This window comes from Pontibacter russatus (assembly GCF_009931655.1).
Taxonomy (GTDB): Bacteria; Bacteroidota; Bacteroidia; order Cytophagales; family Hymenobacteraceae; genus Pontibacter; species Pontibacter russatus.
The window spans coordinates 1,507,538-1,525,424 of record NZ_CP047984.1 but is presented as its reverse complement, the minus strand read 5'-3'; the positions used below and the strand labels follow the sequence as shown (position 1 = coordinate 1,525,424).

Genomic DNA, 17,887 nt, shown 5'->3' with positions numbered 1-17,887 from the left:
TGACACAGCCCTTTAATTTCAGGCGCGCGGTAACTATATCTGCTGAGTGCAGTATTCATTTTTATTCAGATAGCAGTGATTTATCCTGATACAACAGAACCTCAACCCGAGACAAAACAAACAAGATCCGACTTTATGAAAAGAACAGCTCTATCAGCTTTTCCGGCAGTGCTTGTGGCGCTGCTCCTGGGAAGCTGCAGTTCCTCTACCTCCACCTCCGACAACACCGGCACGACAGCCGAAACGACTACGGCCGATGCCCCTGAGACGGACATGGGCCGCGGCCTGGACCTGGCCAACATGGACACCACCGCAGACCCTTGTGTTGATTTCTATCAGTATGCCAACGGCGGGTGGGTGAAAAATAACCCCATTCCGGCTTCGGAGAGCCGCTGGGGCTCTTTTAACGAGCTGGCGGAGCGGAACAACGCGGTGCTGCGCGATATTCTGCGCGAGGCCGCCTCTAACGCCACGGCCCCCGAAGGCTCCGCCACTCAGCTGGTCGGCGACTTCTACGCAGCGGGCATGGACTCGGTGGCGGCAAACAAAGCAGGTATCGCGCCTATAAAACCCGAGCTGGCCAAAGTGGCTGCCGTGAACACTACGGACAAGCTGATACAGACGATGGCTGACCTGAAAAGCAAAGGCGTCAGCGGCTTCTTCAGTATATATGTGTCGCAGGACGATAAAATCAGCACGCAGTATGCGCTGTTGGCGGGGCAGGGGGGCTTGAGCCTGCCGGACCGCGACTATTACCTGAAAGACGATGACCGCTCCAAGACCATCCGCACCGCCTATATAGAGCACCTGCAGCACATGTTCCAACTGATGGGCGATGATGCTGCCACCTCTAAGGAGAAGGCGCAGACCGTGATGGACATCGAGACCAGGCTGGCGAAGGCTTCCAAGGCCCGCGTGGACCTGCGCGACCCTTACGCCAACTACAACAAGATGACGGTTCAGGAATTCGCAAAACAGAATCCTAACCTGAAAGTGAGCCAGCTGTTGACGGGTATGGGGGCGCAGGCCGCCAAAGAGATCATTGTGGGCCAGCCAGCCTTTTTTAAGGAGCTGAACACCATGTTGCAGCGCGTGCCGCTGCAGGACTGGAAAACATATACCCAATGGCACCTCGTCCGCACCATGGCCCCGTACCTGAGCGAGGAGTTTGTGCAGGAGAATTTCGACTTTTACGGCAAAGTGCTGAGCGGCACAAAAGAGATGCAGCCCCGCTGGAAGCGCGTGCTGCGGACCACCGACAGCGCCCTGGGCGAGGCGCTTGGCCAGCTGTATGTGCAGGAAACCTTCTCGCCGGAGGCAAAGCAAAAGGCCCTTGAGATGGTGAACAACCTGCAGGAAGCTTTCAGGGAGCACGTGCGCGACCTGGACTGGATGAGCGAGGAGACAAAGGCCCGTGCCCTGCAGAAACTAAGTGCCTTCGCCGTGAAGATCGGTTACCCGGACAAGTGGGAGGATTATGGGGGACTGGACATCAGCCGCGACTCGTATGCCGCCAACGTGATGCGCGCCAGCCAGTTCGCTTTCCGCGACAACATCGGCAAGATCGGGCAGCCCGTGGACCGCGAGGAGTGGTTTATGTCGCCGCCAACCGTAAACGCCTATTATAACCCGAGCATGAACGAGATTGTGTTTCCGGCCGGTATCCTGCAGCCGCCGTTCTTCGACCCGCTGGCCGACGATGCCGTGAACTACGGGGGCATGGGTGCGGTAATCGGCCACGAGCTCACGCACGGCTTTGACGACCAGGGCGCCAAGTACGACTTCGAGGGCAACCTGAAAGACTGGTGGACAGAGGCAGACCTGGGGCAGTTTACCACCCGCGCCGACGCTGTTGCCAGCCAGTACAATGAGTACACCGTGCTCGACAACCTGCACGTGAACGGGAAACTCACCCTGGGGGAGAACATCGCGGACATTGGCGGGCTGAACATTGCCTATACCGCCCTGCAGAAAGCGCTGGAGAAAAATAACCCCGGCAAGATAGCAGGCCTCACGCCGGAGCAGCGCTTTTTTCTGGCCTGGGCCCAGATATGGCGTGTGAACATGCGCGACGAGGCCCAGAACCAGCAGATACTGACCGATCCGCACTCGCCGGGCCGCTTCCGCACCAACGGCCCGGTGGCGAACATGCCGCAGTTCTACGAAGCCTTCGGCTGCGATCCCGGAGACCCGATGGTCCGTAGCGACGAGAACCGCATCAAAATCTGGTAGCCTGAACAGGCATATCTAAACCGGACGACTATATATAAAGAAGGAGAAGGCGCTGCATATTACCTGCAGCGCCTTCTCCTTCTTTATATATAGTCGTTTACTCCTCCACAATTTTAACCGTGTGCTTCACCACGCGCCTTGGCCAGTCCGATGCGTCTACAGGCTCCTGCTCAATCTTCTCCACCACGTCCATTCCTTCCACCACCTCGCCGAACACCGTATATTCTGTGTCGAGGCCGGGTTCTCCGCCTATTTCCAGATATGTCTGTACCTGCTCCGGTGTGTACTTGATGCCGTGCCGCTCCTCAAAAGCCCGCAGTTCCTCTTCCGTGATTGGGTGCCCCGTCACGATATAAAAGTTGTGGGAGGAGGATGCTTTCTCCGGATTCTCATCGTCGCCGTAGCGGGCCATGGCCAGTACGCCGCGCTTGTGGATGTGCCTCGGGGTAATCTCCTTGGGGATTTTGTAAGGGCCCTGGCTCATTTTCCGCTCGTCGGAGTCGCCGCCCTGAATGGCAAAGCCCTTGATCACCCTGTAAAACTCGCCCTGGTCATAAAAGCCTGCCTTGGTCAGGCGCACAAAGTTGGCGCGGTGCAGCGGCGTGTCTTTGTAGAGCCGCACTTTAATCTCGCCGTGGCGGGTGCCGATAACGGCCAGGCTGTCCTGGTGTTTCTTTCCAAAGGCTGTGAGCGTGTCCACTGCAGTCTCTTTGGTGAGCGGCACCAGCTTCTGCTCCGGTACTTCGGCTGTGGCGGTCGTGTCCGTTGCGGCCGCGTCGCCATCGGAGGACTGGTTACAGGAAACTGCGGCGAAAAGACAGGCTAGCAGCAGGAAAGGCCTTAAAGCAGAAGAGGAGATAAACATGTTTGGCATGGGGTGTCGGCTTTGCTTGATTCCTAAAGATACAAATATACGGGCCAAACGCACAGGAGAAGGAGGGAGAAGATGGGTTTGGCTATATATAACCGTACTATTTGCTGACAAGCAATCCGGGTGGAGGCCAGTTCTTATGTATTGGTTCTCTGGGTGTGCAACGGTTTTTTAATTTGCCTTGTACAAGGCTTATGAGACCAGCGGTGTGGTACGTTTTAACAGGAAATGTTGCTCCTGCCGCAAACCTGTTTTCTTGTGCCTGTTGATAAATAAAAGGAGCTACGAGAAACAGGCGATTGTACAGAAAAACTCTTCGAAACGCGGGTGTCTGTCTTTTCCGGCGGGTGGCAGAAAGTATACTGTAGCGATATCTATATACGCACGATGGCCCTTGTATTAATTGGAAGGCTCTCCGCTATATATATATCAGGCCGGTATGTGACTCATATATACTCCCGCCTGATGACAAAGGGGCTGACCGAATGGCCAGCCCCTTTGTCATCAGGCGGGAGTAACATCTGCAGCACAGGGCGCTGCAAACACAGTGTAAGGCTTTTATTCTACAATGATACGCTGCGAGGTGCGGCTCTTGGGAGTCACTACTTCCAGGATGTAGAGGCCGCTTTTCAGGCTGCTTACATCAAGCGCCGTTTTAAAGCCACTGGCGGAAGTCCGCTCCTCCTGTGTCAGCACGACGTTTCCGTTGAAGTCCAGCAGGTTGATTTTCGCCGCGCCCTCTCCCGTGTCGCCGAATTCCACGTTCAGCATGGCAGAGGCAGGGTTCGGGTAAGCTGACAGGCCATCTGCGAGTGGGGCCACCTCCGACCTTGCGGATAAGCTGCTTGAAGACGAGGTGCTCAGGCCAGTCACCACCTTGAAGGACACTGACACGGTGTTCAGCACAGTGCCGGTGGCTTTGTTTCCGGAGTAGGAGATGACTTTCAGCGTGTAGCTGCCGCTTGCCGGCGTCCAGCCGTAGTAGTCTCCATTCTCATCTCCTCTCAGCGTGTAAGGGGCTCCAGACTCGATGCGCTTCATGCTCTGTGTGCCGGACAGCTGCAACACTACACTTTCCACAGAAGAGGAAACCGTGTTGGCACGCACGTTCAGGCTCTTGGTAGGCAGCTTGGAAAGGTCTAAGGTAGCGCCGTCGGTCAAGACCATGATGTCACTTTCATTGCTTGCGTTTACCAGCGTCAGTGTGATTTCCGCAGGAGCAGGCTCAGGTGCAGGAGCAGGTGCAGGAGCAGGAGCAGGTGCGGGTGCGGGCGCAGCGGCGACCACTTTGAAGCTGATGCTCAGGGCCGCTCCGGCGGTTCCGGCTCCTTTGGAGGCCGTGTAAGGCGTGGCTTTCAGCGTGTAGCTTCCTTCCGCGGGCACCCAGGCGCCTTGGTCGCCCATCAGGTCATAGGCGGGCATAGACTCTGTCACGGACTTGCTCTGTGCGCCGCCCAGCGAGAACACCACGCTTCCCACGGTGGCGGGGCTTGTAGTGGCGCGGATGTTCAGGTTCTTGGTCGGCAGGGCAGACAGGTCCAGCACGGCGCCTTCTGCCAGCGTTGTGATTTCCTGCTTGGTGTCGGCGTTGTAAAGCGTGTAGCTTACCACCTTCTGAGCTTCAGGCTCAGGTGCAGGAGCAGGTGCGGGTGCGGGCGCAGCGGCGACCACTTTGAAGCTGATGCTCAGGGCCGCTCCGGCGGTTCCGGCTCCTTTGGAGGCCGTGTAAGGCGTGGCTTTCAGCGTGTAGCTTCCTTCCGCGGGCACCCAGGCGCCTTGGTCGCCCATCAGGTCATAGGCGGGCATAGACTCTGTCACGGACTTGCTCTGTGCGCCGCCCAGCGAGAACACCACGCTTCCCACGGTGGCGGGGCTTGTAGTGGCGCGGATGTTCAGGTTCTTGGTCGGCAGGGCAGACAGGTCCAGCACGGCGCCTTCTGCCAGCGTTGTGATTTCCTGCTTGGTGTCGGCGTTGTAAAGCGTGTAGCTTACCACCTTCTGAGCTTCAGGCTCAGGTACAGGAGCGGGAGCAGGTGCAGGTGCGGGCGCAGTAGCAACATCATCGTTGAGCACTTGCTTTACATGCTGCGCGAAATTAACAATCATGGCGTCATAGGTTGCCGCATCATACACAGTGCCGTTTAAATGCCCATCCATTCCGGCAAGGTTATCCAGTCGGCCGCCTACACCATCCCACCATGTTATGCCCGCAGACTTATAAGAGTTGTAAGAGTAGTTTTTCACGTACTTGATGTAGCTGGCCAGCGTCTCTTTCCGCATAATCTGCTTCCCATACAGCGGACTGTTGAAATGCACCCTGTGCCATACAAACGGAATCACGGGCTTGTTGTACTTCTTGCCGTATTCCAGGGCCGGTTCCAGGTTGTCGCGCAGGTACTGCAGGTTCCGCTCCCGTCCTACCTCTTCGTCAGTATATAAGATATACAGAGAGGGCGAGATGAAATCAAGCTTGGAGATCAGGTAGTCAAACTTGCCAGAGGTATTATAGTTTTCCTTCTGCCAAACGTTCCAGGTGCGGAAAGGAATACTGTAAAGGGTAACCTGAACATTCGGCCTGATTTTTTTTACCAGCGTTACCAGCTCAACCATCTTGGCTTCAGCGGCTTTGAAGCGACTGTCAGTTTTGGGATAGATTCTCAGGTCCGTGTAAGGGCCGCTCTCCCAGTCTAGCACCACTTTGCCTGTGCTGCTAGATCCGGGGAAGAACTTGTCCAGCCAGCGCTTTATGCTCTCCGGGTCGATGTCTGAGTGGTCAGTAGAGGAAACAATGGTTCCTTCCGTCATTATCTCAATACCTTTTGCAGTAAATCCATTGGCATCAAAGTACGCCTCCGACTTTTCATCAAAGCGCGATGGAAAAGCATAAATATCAAAATTGGGGGCTACCTGCGCCAGGGAAAGTGTAGTGAAGGCAAGGGAAGCCATAACAAAAAGTAAAATTCTTTTCATATCAGGTATTTTATTTTTTTTATACTATTTGATGATTTTCAAAAATTGCACTATTGGTGCGTAATTATTATTATGTCGCTGGGGTTGCAACTTCCATAGGGCCTATCACTCTGACAAGCTTCCTCAATACTGTGGCCGCTGCCCCCCAGATGCTGAAAGACGGCTAAAGAAATACCCTTGGCTAAAAGTTGATATCTCATAAACGTTCAATTGTTAAATGATTTAAATTTCTTTCGCATCAAAAGTATACAAAAAAACATGACTGCAAACACGCTTTGCAAAGTTCTTTGAAAATTTATGTAACCTGTTTTAATATTATCATATTTGGATTATTGGTGAATTGCACATTTGAGAATTATTAAAGCCGGAGGAATCTGCTTCTGTAGATGGGTGAGGAATACCTTGTAACTATATAAAGTATCCTTATAAAGCGGGTATTAGTAGGTTTAAGCGTGTAATCAAAAGAATAAAGATCTAAATGATAGCAGTTCGTGCAGAGGGGGGGTAAAGGAAGTAACAACATGTAGATTGTATTATTATCACTGCTTAGCGCTTATGGTGTAGTGTGTTTAACTATTCCTATTTATGTATATGGTCTATTTTAGAAACATGATTTAAGCCCATATTCAGAGTTGCAAATTCTTCTAAAAAGTAAATTTTAGTAATAACCTACAGAAAGTGTTTTTAGAAAAGTACAATATATATTGTTTAATATATAAAAATCCGTTAATCGGCTTAATGGATTTTATACTTCAGAAGATTATCCGACTGATTTTTATATATAAACCACCGCTGCACCATCCTTAGCTTAAAGCTAAAATGAAAGTAATTTTGTATTTTAATAATAAATGGATATAAATATATTTAATCCAATCAATATTTTATAACAGTTTGGCAGATGTGCTCACAAAACTCAGGTGGAGAGCATTATGCCTCTGAAGCGAGGAAAGGGTTAAAGTGCAGGGCTGCACCTTAACCCTCTTCCGGGAGAAGGCGGCAGGGAATTAAAGTAAGAACTCGCTCATATTATGTCTGCTGTTACGCAAGTTCCATATTGGCTCCCTCTGAAGGCAATCCCATATCGTTCGGGGCGATGGTGTGGATGGCTCGGGCGTCAGGATATAACAGGGGCTTGTGCGTTTCAGGAAGCTCGCTTCGGGTTTATGGCATAAGTTCTCGTTGCAGGTTATCGCTGTTTTGCGCCTCGCCAACACTGCCTGTATGCCAAGTTGCCGCGTTTTCGCCACTGCGCTAAGTTTTCTTCCATCCTTGCAAGAATGGGGTATGTATAAAGCGAAAATTTAAACGAACAGAGTCTATCCGATAACGCTATAGGGAATGTCAGCGGCCAGTACCTCTAAAAGTGTGCCGCTTACCTCCTAATAAAAGGAGAAAGAAAGTTGGATTTAAAAACAAAAGCCGGTACTTTAGGTAAGACGTCATTTTACTCAATTTTATTTTTTACTTTTCTAACCCCCATTTAACAAGTATGAAAAACAGTTTACACTTTAGAGGCGTAATGCGCCCTCTTATGTTCGGTATTGCCGTGTCTGCCGCCGCCTGCACCTTCTCGGCCTGCGACAACGAGGCAACAGATGCGGTGGAGCCTGCGGCCGTGGCGCAGGCCGACAGCCAGAACGGCTCGATTATCAGCGGGCAGTATATAGTTGTATTTAAAAAAGACGAGAACCTGCGCCTGGGCGCCAGCGCCACGTATGCGCAGCGGGTAGGCATGGTGCGCGAGGCAGGCAGGCAGATTCTTGCCGAGAACAGCGTGAGTGACTTTAAGATAGAGCAGACCTATGGGCAGGCGGTGGCTGGAATGGCCGTGCGTATGTCGGAAAGCGGGGCTGCGGCGTTGCGCAGAGATCCGCGCGTGGCCTATATTGAGCCCGACCGCATGGTGACGCTCGGCAAGCCGGGCACTGGTGGGGGCGGCAGCGGCCCGGAGGAAGTGCCCTATGGCATTAACCGCGTGGGCTATGCAAGCGGTGCGGGCAAAACGGCCTGGGTCATCGACACAGGCATCAACCTGGACCACCCGGACCTGAATGTGGATGCAAGCCGCAGCGTGACTATGTTCACCAACGGCAGAGACGCTGAGTCGGCAGAGGACCTTAACGGACACGGCTCGCATGTGGCGGGCACCATAGCCGCTAAAAAAGATAATGGTGTAGGGGTGGTAGGTGTGGCCTACGGTGCGACGGTGGTGGCCGTGAAGGTGCTGGACGCGCGCGGTAGCGGCGCCTACTCCGGCGTAATCGCCGGTGTGGACTACGTGGCCGCCAACGGTAAATCGGGTGACGTGGCCAACATGAGCCTGGGCGGGCCTGTATCCAAGGCGCTGGACGAGGCGGTTTTGGCTGCTGCCGGCAAAGGCATTAAGTTTGCGCTGGCCGCCGGCAACGAGAGCACCGATGCCAACAACTCCTCACCGGCCCATGTGAATCACTCCAACGTATATACGGTGTCTGCGATGGACAGCAAAGATGCGTTCGCGTATTTCTCGAACTACGGCAACCCGCCTGTGGACTTCTGCGCACCGGGCGTGAACATTAAATCGACCTGGAAGGGCGGTGCCTATAACACCATCAGCGGCACCTCCATGGCCTCGCCCCACGTGGCCGGACTGCTGCTGCTCGGTAACATAAACACCGATGGCTACGTGGCAGGTGACCCGGACGGAAAAGCAGACCCCATCGCGCACAACTAAATTTAACGTTTAACATAAGTATATAAAAGGGGCAGCCAACCGGCTGCCCCTTTTATATAGGGCTAAAGGGGCTTCCGCATCACGTAGTCGTTCATCCAGAAGGGGCCGATGGGGATGTCTTCCTGCGCATGCACGCGGTAGCCGCAGCGCTCGTAAAACTGCTTTGCTTTGTTGTGGCGGTTCACGTTCAGGTCGAGCAGGCGGGCGCCCCGGTGCTTTGCCGCCGCTTCCACGGCCGAAAGCAGTGCTTTTCCATAGCCCTTCCCCTGGCACTCCGGCAGCAGGTACAGCTTGTTCAGTTTATATATGGCTTCTGTCTCGCTTTTCGCGGAGTAGGCGGCAAAGCCTATCGGGCGGTTGTCCTCGAGCAGCAGCAGAAACGTCTGCCCCTCCTGCATCTGCCGGGCCAGTGCCTCCTCCGCGTATATTTCCCCGAACATGTAGGCTACCTGCTCCCGGCTGAGGATGCTGTGGTAAGTAGGAGCCCAGGTGGCTTCCGCAAGGTACAGGATAGCGGGCAAGTCTTGGGCAGTTGCCGGGCGTATATGGTAGTTGGGGCTCATATATACATCAAGCTGTAATAAGGTGAAGCGTGGGCCGCAAGTTATCATCCGGAAAGTGAAATGCCAATGCCATGTCCCTTTTCCACGCGCTTGCCGTACTTCTACCTTTCAGTCACCTTTTACCAAGAGAGGATAAGATATATGAAAGCAGTATACCTGGAGGGGATCGGCAAACCTTTGGCCCTTATCGACACCGAAAGGCCTGTGGCCGGGCCCGGCGAGGCCGTGGTGCAGGTGAAAGCGGCCGCCCTCAACCGCCGCGACGTCTGGATACAGCATGGCCGCTACTTCCTGAAGGAATATCCTGCCATCCTGGGCTCCGACTGTGCGGGGGTGGTTTCCGAGGCAGGCGCCGGAGTGGACCCCGCATGGGTGGGGCAGGAGGTGATCGTGGACCCCGGCACTGGTTGGGGCAGCAACCCGCGCGCGCACTCCGCCGACTATAAAATTCTGGGCATGCCGCAACCCGGCTCGTTTGCAGCATATGTGAAGGTGCCAGCGCAGAACCTGCACCCCCGGCCACCTCACCTGAGCTTTGAGCAGGCCGCCGCGCTGCCGCTCGCCGGGCTCACTGCCTACCGCGCCCTGTTCACCAAATGCCAGCTGCAGCCTGCGGAGAAGGTGCTGGTGACAGGCGCCGGGGGCGGCGTGGCGCTGTTTGCCGTGCAGTTTGCCGTGGCGTCGGGTGCCGAGGTGTGGGTAACGTCGGGGGCTGATGAGAAGCTGGAGAAGGCCCGCGCGCTGGGGGCGGCAGGCGGCGTAAACTACCGCAGGGACGGCTGGAGCAAAGAGCTGAAAGCACACACAGGAGGATTCGACGTGGTCATCGACAGCGCCGCCGGGGAGGGCTTTGTGCAGCTGGTGAAGCTGGCGAAGCCCGGCGGGCGCATCGGCATATATGGCGGCACCACCGGCATGATCGGCCATATAAATCCCGCCGAGATTTTCTGGAAGCAGCTGACCATATATGGAAGCACCATGGGCACTGCCGAAGATTTTGCCGGAATGCTGCGGCTCGTGAACGAGAAACAGTTGCAGCCCGTGGTGGATATGGTGTTTCCGCTGGAGCAGACGGAGCAGGCCATGCGCTACATGGAGGCTGGCAGACAGTTCGGCAAGATCGTGCTGCGGGCGGGCGGAGAGTAGGCGGCGGGTTAGCGGAAACTGCCAGCGTGAGCCTCCCGGCCTTCTACTATCCAGCGCCCGGTGCATGACCTCACCGAGACTTCGGGACAGGCTGGTAGGAACAGGTCGCGACCTGCCCGTGGGATGGATGAAAAAGAAAAAGGAACAATTGACACTGCAACAGCAAAATAACGGAAATGAGCACTATATAACCAACTCTGCGCTATATGAAGTTGTGAGCCCGCTTGATAAACTGTAAAAGTACGTTATATTAGTGAAACCATATACAATTGAAAATGGAGGTGTTTGTGATTTTGATTGTGAAGCAAACAGACTGAGCATCCGACCAGTCTACCTTAGTACATAGTGCAGATATCCGTAGGTTCATGCATATCCACACGTTGGGCAGCATTTAAATTAAATAAAATTCAAAAATGTTAAATGAAAGATATTTTCTCTGAATATAGAGCGAGAATTCTAAAAGCTTTTCCGACTGAACTGTAAGCGGATGTGTCAGCTGTTTTAGAGGTTTTACCCTTTCACGACAACAAAGTAAAATTGAAAGATGGCCAAGTTCATTTAATGGCTAATCTAATCCATCCAAGTGAACTCTATATAAACTTAAGGGATGAGAGTCTGGTAATAACCTATAGACTCTACTTCAATGAGCCTGATTTAGAAAAGGAAGAAACATTATCTGACAAGCAAAAAGCAATTCTAAACTGTATCTACCTTCGTCACTATAACGGGTACATAAGGGAAAGAAGACTTCAGGGTTTAATACCGACAAGCGAGTATTGGGTTATACCATTCACCACACAGTTACTGGGAGAATATGTCTATGAGTTATTAGAAGGGATTGACAGACATGTAAATGAGCAAAACATAGATCTATATCAAGAATTCATTCTGGAAAATCCGAACTACTGGCAGAAGACGGCAAGTAGGATGATAAGTTATTGGAATGAGTATTATAGAAAAAGATTTCTTATGTTAAAACAGTACCTTGGGTATGAAATTGTGCAAAGGATAAAAAAACGAAAGCACAACGTATAAATATTATAAAAGATAAAAATGAAATCATCTGTATATTTTCAAAAAGTTTTGACATGGCAGCTATAAAGGAGGATTTGCATAAACTGATTGATACAACTAATGATGAAAAATTATTAGAAGATATCTTCATGATTCTTTCCAGTAGAAGAGATTACAAGGCAGGAAGCCTTTGGACTGGCTTGACAGAAGCGCAGAAGCAGGAAGTTTTAGCAAGTGAGAGCGAAATCGGTAACGAACCTGCCTGGATAGCTCAGGAGGAGATGAAAAGAAGGAATTCTAAATGGCTCAGATAGTCTGGAACAAACGGGCAAGCAAGCAATTAGCTGATTTACAGAGCTATTTGCAGGAACAATTTGGAGAAAAAGCAGCGCAGACATTTACCCACAGAGTATTTAAGTTTTTAGAGCTACTTGTTAAATACCCTCAAATAGGAACATTAGAAAGCCCTGAAAAAGTCATTAGAGGTTTTCTGCTGCACAAACACACCACCATCCTTTATAAGCAGAAAGAAGAAACTATCTACATACTTGCCTTGTTCGATAACAGGCAAAATCCACAGAATAAGACAAGCTAAAAAATTACAGGTGCCAACCCTTTTCAGCCTTAACCCTTGCTACGCCTCGCCATCTGCTATACCAATCCGTCAGCCGGTGTCCCAGAAAACTTGACTATGAATCAAATAACAGCGCCGACAGACGGGCAAACGTTTGAGGGGGAAATCGCGACCTACTGGTTTGACGGAGGTATCCTGGTGTCGCTTTCCAAGAGCCCGAAGCGGACGGTGGCAAACATCGCAGGGAATGTGGCCTTGGTGAAGCAGATTACCAACAACAAAAGAGCTCCGTTGCTGATTTACCTGGCTGACTCACCGGTTCCGGACAAGGAGACGCGGAAGTTCTCGACAGAGCAGCTGCCCCTTATTTACTCTGCGATGGCGATGGTCTCCAAGCCGGGACTTTCAAAGTTTATCATGAACATACTGTTTTCCCTCAAGCCGCCGCCAATCCCGATGAAAACCTTCACGGACGACAAAGCCGCAAAGGAGTGGCTGCGCCAATTCGTTTAGAGCGGGGCGCAGCAGGCAGCAGGATCAGGCGGGCATAGGCGCAGGTATCTGCTGTAAATGGCACATATTCTGCGGCTTTTTATATATAAATGTAATATATAAACGTGGCGGGGCGGCCAAAAATAATTAAGTGCCAACTGTTGTTTTAGTGTCTGCCACCCTCTTCCTTTGCCGAATGGTAACAACAGGTACTTCTTTCTTTGAGAAGCTGTCGGTCGTGCTGGCATTGGTGCTGTGCGCTTTCCTGACACTTTCGATGCCTGCTGTTTCGTATGCGTCCCCTGCCGGGTCTGGAGCTCCGGCTGCCCAGGTTGCTGCAGAAGATGAATTACCTTTTGCCGTAACGGCTGGTGAGGTGGCGGCCGGCGATGCGAAAGGAGTGCTGCAACTCGAAAGAGCCCCGCTGGTGCAACTCACATCCAGCCTTCTCCGGCAGGTTCACACCGCACATGCCAGTTCCCCCGCTGTTCCTGCCTTCTACGCTTTCTCCAAAATGGACTGCGGCCTTCACTCCATCCTCACAAAGGGCCCCTAAATCCTTCGCTCTTCCGCTTTCGTCTTCGCGCTTTCCGCCAGGCCGCTCACCTGCGGCGGGACGCGCGCCATTGTCTTCTAGTTAACTTTTTTCTTCAGATCACAAGTATGGAGCTGATACAGCAACTGATTGATTTTATCCTTCACATCGACTTACACCTGGTAGAACTGTTGCGGGAATACAAGACCTGGATATACCTGATTCTCTTCATCATCATTTTCTGCGAGACGGGGCTGGTGGTAACGCCCTTCCTGCCCGGCGACTCGCTGCTGTTCGCCCTGGGTGCGCTGGCGGCCATACCGTCTTCGGAGCTCAGTGTCGCGCTACTGATAGTGCTGCTGTGCGTGGCGGCGGTGCTGGGAGATTCCTTCAACTACTACACAGGCAACAAACTCGGCGGCAGGCTTTACGATAAAGACTACTGGTTTCTGCGGCAGGCGCACCTGCAGCAGGCGGAGCGGTTTTACGCGCGATACGGCGGTCGCACCATCATCTACGCCCGCTTTATCCCGATTGTGCGCACGTTTGCCCCCTTCGTGGCCGGCATGGGCAACATGAACTACAAAAGGTTCCTGCTCTTCAATGTGGTGGGGGCCGTGCTGTGGGTGGTTTTCTTTATCCTGATTGGGTATACGTTCGGCAACCTGCCGGTAGTCAGGAAGAACTTCTCGCTGCTGGTGCTGGGCATCATCGGCATATCGCTGCTACCGCCCGTCGTCACGTTGCTGAAGCAGCGCATCCGCGTCAGGCAGAAGGTGTAGCGCCTTCTGCCTCTTGTCGTAAAGACAGCCTCTAACCGTACAAAACCTGATAACTGGCATATGAACTCTCCATCTAAGTCGCCTGCTGTCACCACAGCGGGTTTGTTGATTTCGCTGGGCATCATCTACGGAGACATTGGCACCTCGCCGCTGTACGTGATGAAGGCGATTGTGGGGGATGCGCAGATATCCGAGACCCTGGTGTATGGTGGTATCTCCTGTGTTTTCTGGACGCTGACGCTTCAGACAACCGTTAAATACGTGCTGCTCACCCTGCAGGCCGACAACAACGGGGAGGGAGGCGTCTTTTCGCTCTATACCCTCATACGGCGGCGGGCCGCCTGGCTTATCGTGCCCGCCATGGTGGGTGGGGCGGCCCTGCTGGCAGACGGTATCATTACGCCTCCCATATCCATCTCATCTGCTATCGAGGGGCTCCGCATCCTGTACCCCGATATCCCGACGGTTCCGATTGTGCTGGCCATCCTCACCGCGCTGTTTACCATGCAGAGCTTCGGGACGGAGGTTGTCGGCAAGACCTTTGGGCCCGTGATGCTGCTCTGGTTCACGATGCTGGGCGTGCTGGGCGGGCTCTCGGTTGTGCAGCACCCGGAGGTCATACAAGCGCTAAACCCATCCTACGCCTACCAGCTGCTCACAAACTACCCAAATGGCTTCTGGCTGCTGGGCGCTGTTTTCCTGTGTACCACCGGGGCCGAGGCCCTGTATTCCGACCTGGGCCACTGCGGCCGCCCGAACATCCGGGTGAGCTGGGCTTTTGTGAAGATCTGCCTCCTGCTGAACTACCTGGGGCAGGGGGCCTGGCTGATGACGCAGGAAGGGCAGCAACTGACGGGTAACCCTTTCTACCAGCTGATGCCGGGCTGGTTCCTGCTGGTCGGTATCGCTATCGCCACCATCGCCGCCATTATTGCCAGCCAGGCGCTGATATCCGGATCGTTCACGCTCATCAGCGAAGCCATCCGGCTGAACCTGTGGCCCCGCGTGAGGCTGGTTTATCCCACCAACCTCAAAGGCCAGTTATATATACCCAGCATTAACTGGCTGCTGTGGCTGGGCTGTGTGGGCGTGGTGCTTTATTTCAGGGAGTCGGAGCATATGGAGGCGGCGTACGGACTGGCTATTACCATGGCCATGTTCTCCACCACCTTGCTGATGGCCTATTACCTGTACGCCCGGTATAAATCCGGCTTGCTTGCCGCCGCGTTTGGAGCCATATACCTGGCCATCGAGGCCGCTTTTCTGGTGGCTAACCTGAGCAAGTTCCCGCACGGCGGCTGGGTGTCGCTTCTGATTGGCTTTCTGCTGCTGTCCGTCATGTATATCTGGATAAGCGCCTTTTACATCAAGCGCAGCCTGACAGAGTACGTGCGGCTGAAGCATTACCTGCCTGCGTTGCAGGAGCTGAGCGCCGACGAGAGCGTGCCGAAGTACACGACCCACCTCGTCTTTATGACCAGTGCGCCTGATCATAAGAAGCTGGAGTCGAAAGTAATTTACTCTATCTTTCAGAAACGGCCCAAGCGTGCCGACATCTACTGGTTTATACACGTAGAGACCACCGACGCCCCGCATACGGCAGAGTACAAAGTGCGCCATATAGCCGAGGGGGACGTGATTCGCATCGATTTCAGGCTGGGCTTTCGGGTAGAGCAGCGCATCAACCTTTTTTTCAGAAAAGTGGTGGAGGAACTGGTGGAAAACGGAGAGGTGGACATCACGAGCCGGTATCCCTCGCTCAATAGGCAGCAGCTCATCGGCGACTTCCGGTTTGTGGTGCTGGAGAAGTACCTTTCCGTTGAAAACGACCTCCCCTTTAAAAAGCGGGTGATCATGCAGTGGTATTTTAACCTGAAGGACTTTGCCGCCTCCGAAACCAAATGGTTCGGGCTCGACACCAGCTCCGTGAAGGTGGAGAAAGTGCCCCTGCTTATCAGCCCGGTGAAGCTGCCTGACCTGAAGCGCATCCCGGTTTGACAACCCGCTTATATCCGGGTTGTTATGTGCGGGTCGGAAGGGCGCCGCTGAACCTAATGAATCTGGCACGCAGCATGGCAAGCGAAATTTTCATACCTTGCCGCCCCAACAGCAACACCAGAAAGCCTTCGCCTCAAAAGCCGACCTATGAGTAAAACCCTGCAGAACCTCACACGCCGCAAAAACATCACAGCGCTACAGGCTGATTATGAGCGAGACGGGCATGTGCAGGGCACCAATCTGGTGCGCACGCTCCGCCTGAAGGATCTGGTGTCGTTCGGTATAGCCGCCATCATCGGGGCCGGTATCTTCAGCACCATCGGCAACGCCAGCGCGGCCGGCGGCCCGGCGGTGTCGCTGCTCTTCGTGTTCACGGCCATCGCCTGCGGCTTCTCTGCCTTGTGCTACGCCCAGTTCGCCTCCACCATCCCGGTCTCAGGGAGCGCCTATACCTACGCCTACGCCTCGTTCGGCGAGCTGATCGCCTGGATCATCGGCTGGGATTTGCTGATGGAGTATGCCATCGGCAACATCGCGGTGGCCATCTCGTGGTCCGATTATTTTACCGCCGTTTTACAGGGCGTAGGGCTGGGCATACCGGAATACCTCACCATGGATTTCCTGAGCGCTTCGCGTGGCTATGCCGCCGCACGGGAGGCACTGGCGCAGGGCCAGGCGCTGGCCGCCCTGCCCTCTAATGTGCAGCAGGCCTATATGGCCTGGCTGCAGGCACCAGAGTTGGGCGGCATTAAGCTGGTGGCAGACTTGCCCGCCCTCGGCATCACGGTGCTGATCACGTACCTGGTGTACATCGGCATCCGCGAGTCGAAGCGCACGGCCAATTTGCTGGTGCTGCTGAAGCTGCTCGTGATCCTGCTGGTTATATCGGTGGGCGCGTTTTACGTGAACACGGACAACTGGACACCCTTTGCGCCGAATGGCGTGAGCGGCATTCTGAAAGGCGTGTCGGCGGTGTTTTTCGCCTATATCGGGTTTGATGCCATCTCCACCACCGCGGAAGAATGCGAGAACCCCCAGCGCGACCTGCCACGGGCGATGATTTTAGCGCTCATCATCTGCACGGTGCTGTACGTGGTGCTGGCCCTGGTGCTGACGGGCATGGTGCCCTACACCGAGCTGGCCGTGGGCGACCCGCTTGCCTTTGTTTTCGCGCAGGTAAACCTGGATGTGATAGCCGGTATTGTGGCTGTGAGCGCCATAGTCGCCATGGCCAGCGTGCTGCTGGTGTTCCAGTACGGGCAGCCGCGCATCTGGATGAGCATGAGCCGCGACGGACTGCTGCCGGGCATCTTCTCCAGCATCCACCCCAAGTATAAAACCCCCTGGTTTGCCACCATCGTGACCGGCGTTGTCGTGGCGGTGCCCGCGCTCTTCATGAACCTGACGGAAGTAACGGACCTGACCAGCATCGGGACGCTGTTTGCGTTTGTGCTGGTGTGCGGCGGCATCCTGCTGCTGGATCAGAAACGGGGGGCGCCCGTGGAGAACAGGGGCTTCCGGGTGCCCTACATCAACGGGAAATACACCTTGCCGCTCATTATGCTGATAGCCGTGGGCCTGCTGCTCGTCTACAACGGGGCCGGGGTTTCTTCCTTCTTCAGCACGGAGGGAGGCTGGGAGGTGTTCCGGCACAAACTGCCGTTATTGGGCTTTCTGGCAGTGGCCGCCGTGATGGTGGTGCTCACCTTTACCCGCAGCCTGTCGCTGATTCCGGTGCTGGGCCTGCTCACCAACCTGTACCTGATGTCGGAGCTGGGCATCACGAACTGGAGCCGGTTTCTGGCATGGCTGGCGCTGGGGCTGGTGATATACTTCGCCTACGGCTACCGCAACAGCAAGCTCGGCAAACCGCAGCCTTAGGCTATATATACGGCAAAGCCAACTATAGCCTGCCGCTTGTTTCGGGCCATATATAAGCAGAGGGGCCAGCAATGCGCTGGCCCCTCTGCTTATATATAAATCTCTGCTTTTTCCTG

At 54.1% G+C, this 17,887-nt stretch carries 14 protein-coding genes; 11 read left to right on the top strand and 3 right to left on the bottom strand.

From position 1 onward, the window contains the following. Window positions 1-135 precede the first annotated feature (135 nt). On the top strand, window positions 136-2,232 hold the full coding sequence (locus GSQ62_RS06145; protein ID WP_237587024.1) for a M13 family metallopeptidase: 2,097 nt from the start codon (window positions 136-138) through the stop codon (window positions 2,230-2,232). Window positions 2,233-2,329: 97 nt separating this feature from the next. Here the strand turns inward: GSQ62_RS06145 and GSQ62_RS06140 are convergent, their stop codons facing one another. Together GSQ62_RS06140 and GSQ62_RS06135 are read right to left on the bottom strand one after the other, a co-directional pair. Then, a complete protein-coding gene (locus GSQ62_RS06140; RefSeq protein WP_237587023.1) occupies window positions 2,330-3,106 on the bottom strand; it encodes a peptidylprolyl isomerase in 777 nt (258 codons plus the stop codon). A gap of 555 nt (window positions 3,107-3,661) precedes the next feature. Beyond that, on the bottom strand, window positions 3,662-6,073 hold the full coding sequence (locus GSQ62_RS06135; protein WP_161888693.1) for a T9SS type A sorting domain-containing protein: 2,412 nt from the start codon (window positions 6,071-6,073) through the stop codon (window positions 3,662-3,664). 1,519 nt (window positions 6,074-7,592) lie between these two features. On the opposite strand from GSQ62_RS06135, the gene GSQ62_RS06130 reads away from it, so the two are divergent. Further along, the gene (locus tag GSQ62_RS06130) at window positions 7,593-8,786 is read left to right on the top strand and encodes a S8 family peptidase (RefSeq protein ID WP_237587022.1); all 1,194 of its coding nucleotides are present in this window, start codon (window positions 7,593-7,595) and stop codon (window positions 8,784-8,786) included. A gap of 62 nt (window positions 8,787-8,848) precedes the next feature. Here GSQ62_RS06130 and GSQ62_RS06125 read toward each other — a convergent pair whose 3' ends face one another. Beyond that, window positions 8,849-9,349, bottom strand: a complete 501-nt coding sequence (locus tag GSQ62_RS06125) for a GNAT family N-acetyltransferase (RefSeq protein ID WP_161888691.1) — start codon at window positions 9,347-9,349, stop codon at window positions 8,849-8,851. A gap of 141 nt (window positions 9,350-9,490) precedes the next feature. Here GSQ62_RS06125 and GSQ62_RS06120 point away from each other — a divergent pair, with 141 nt between their 5' ends. The 9 genes from GSQ62_RS06120 (at window position 9,491) to GSQ62_RS06080 (ending at window position 17,771) form a co-directional block, all read left to right on the top strand. Then, window positions 9,491-10,495, top strand: coding sequence for a zinc-binding dehydrogenase (locus tag GSQ62_RS06120; protein ID WP_161888690.1), 1,005 nt, complete (start codon window positions 9,491-9,493; stop codon window positions 10,493-10,495). 489 nt (window positions 10,496-10,984) lie between these two features. Then, window positions 10,985-11,530 carry a hypothetical protein gene (locus GSQ62_RS06115; RefSeq protein WP_161888689.1) on the top strand — a complete coding sequence of 182 codons (546 nt, stop codon included), beginning with the start codon at window positions 10,985-10,987 and terminating at the stop codon, window positions 11,528-11,530. 53 nt (window positions 11,531-11,583) lie between these two features. Beyond that, window positions 11,584-11,823 (top strand): hypothetical protein, encoded by a 240-nt coding sequence (locus GSQ62_RS06110; protein WP_161888688.1) that lies wholly within the window; start codon window positions 11,584-11,586, stop codon window positions 11,821-11,823. Continuing rightward, window positions 11,811-12,104 carry a type II toxin-antitoxin system RelE/ParE family toxin gene (locus tag GSQ62_RS06105; RefSeq protein WP_161888687.1) on the top strand — a complete coding sequence of 98 codons (294 nt, stop codon included), beginning with the start codon at window positions 11,811-11,813 and terminating at the stop codon, window positions 12,102-12,104. The genes GSQ62_RS06110 and GSQ62_RS06105 overlap by 13 nt, the downstream gene beginning before the upstream one ends. 96 nt (window positions 12,105-12,200) lie before the next feature. Continuing rightward, window positions 12,201-12,596, top strand: a complete 396-nt coding sequence (locus GSQ62_RS06100; RefSeq protein WP_202621852.1) for a DUF7793 family protein — start codon at window positions 12,201-12,203, stop codon at window positions 12,594-12,596. 175 nt (window positions 12,597-12,771) lie between these two features. Beyond that, on the top strand, window positions 12,772-13,131 hold the full coding sequence (locus GSQ62_RS06095; protein ID WP_161888686.1) for a hypothetical protein: 360 nt from the start codon (window positions 12,772-12,774) through the stop codon (window positions 13,129-13,131). Window positions 13,132-13,238: 107 nt separating this feature from the next. After that, entirely contained in the window at window positions 13,239-13,892 is a 654-nt protein-coding gene (locus GSQ62_RS06090) for a DedA family protein (RefSeq protein ID WP_161888685.1), read from the top strand. Window positions 13,893-13,952: 60 nt separating this feature from the next. Next, window positions 13,953-15,890: a KUP/HAK/KT family potassium transporter gene (locus GSQ62_RS06085; RefSeq protein WP_161888684.1), complete on the top strand. Its 1,938-nt coding sequence runs from the start codon at window positions 13,953-13,955 to the stop codon at window positions 15,888-15,890. Window positions 15,891-16,037: 147 nt separating this feature from the next. Then, window positions 16,038-17,771 (top strand): amino acid permease, encoded by a 1,734-nt coding sequence (locus tag GSQ62_RS06080; RefSeq protein ID WP_161888683.1) that lies wholly within the window; start codon window positions 16,038-16,040, stop codon window positions 17,769-17,771. Window positions 17,772-17,887 lie beyond the last annotated feature (116 nt).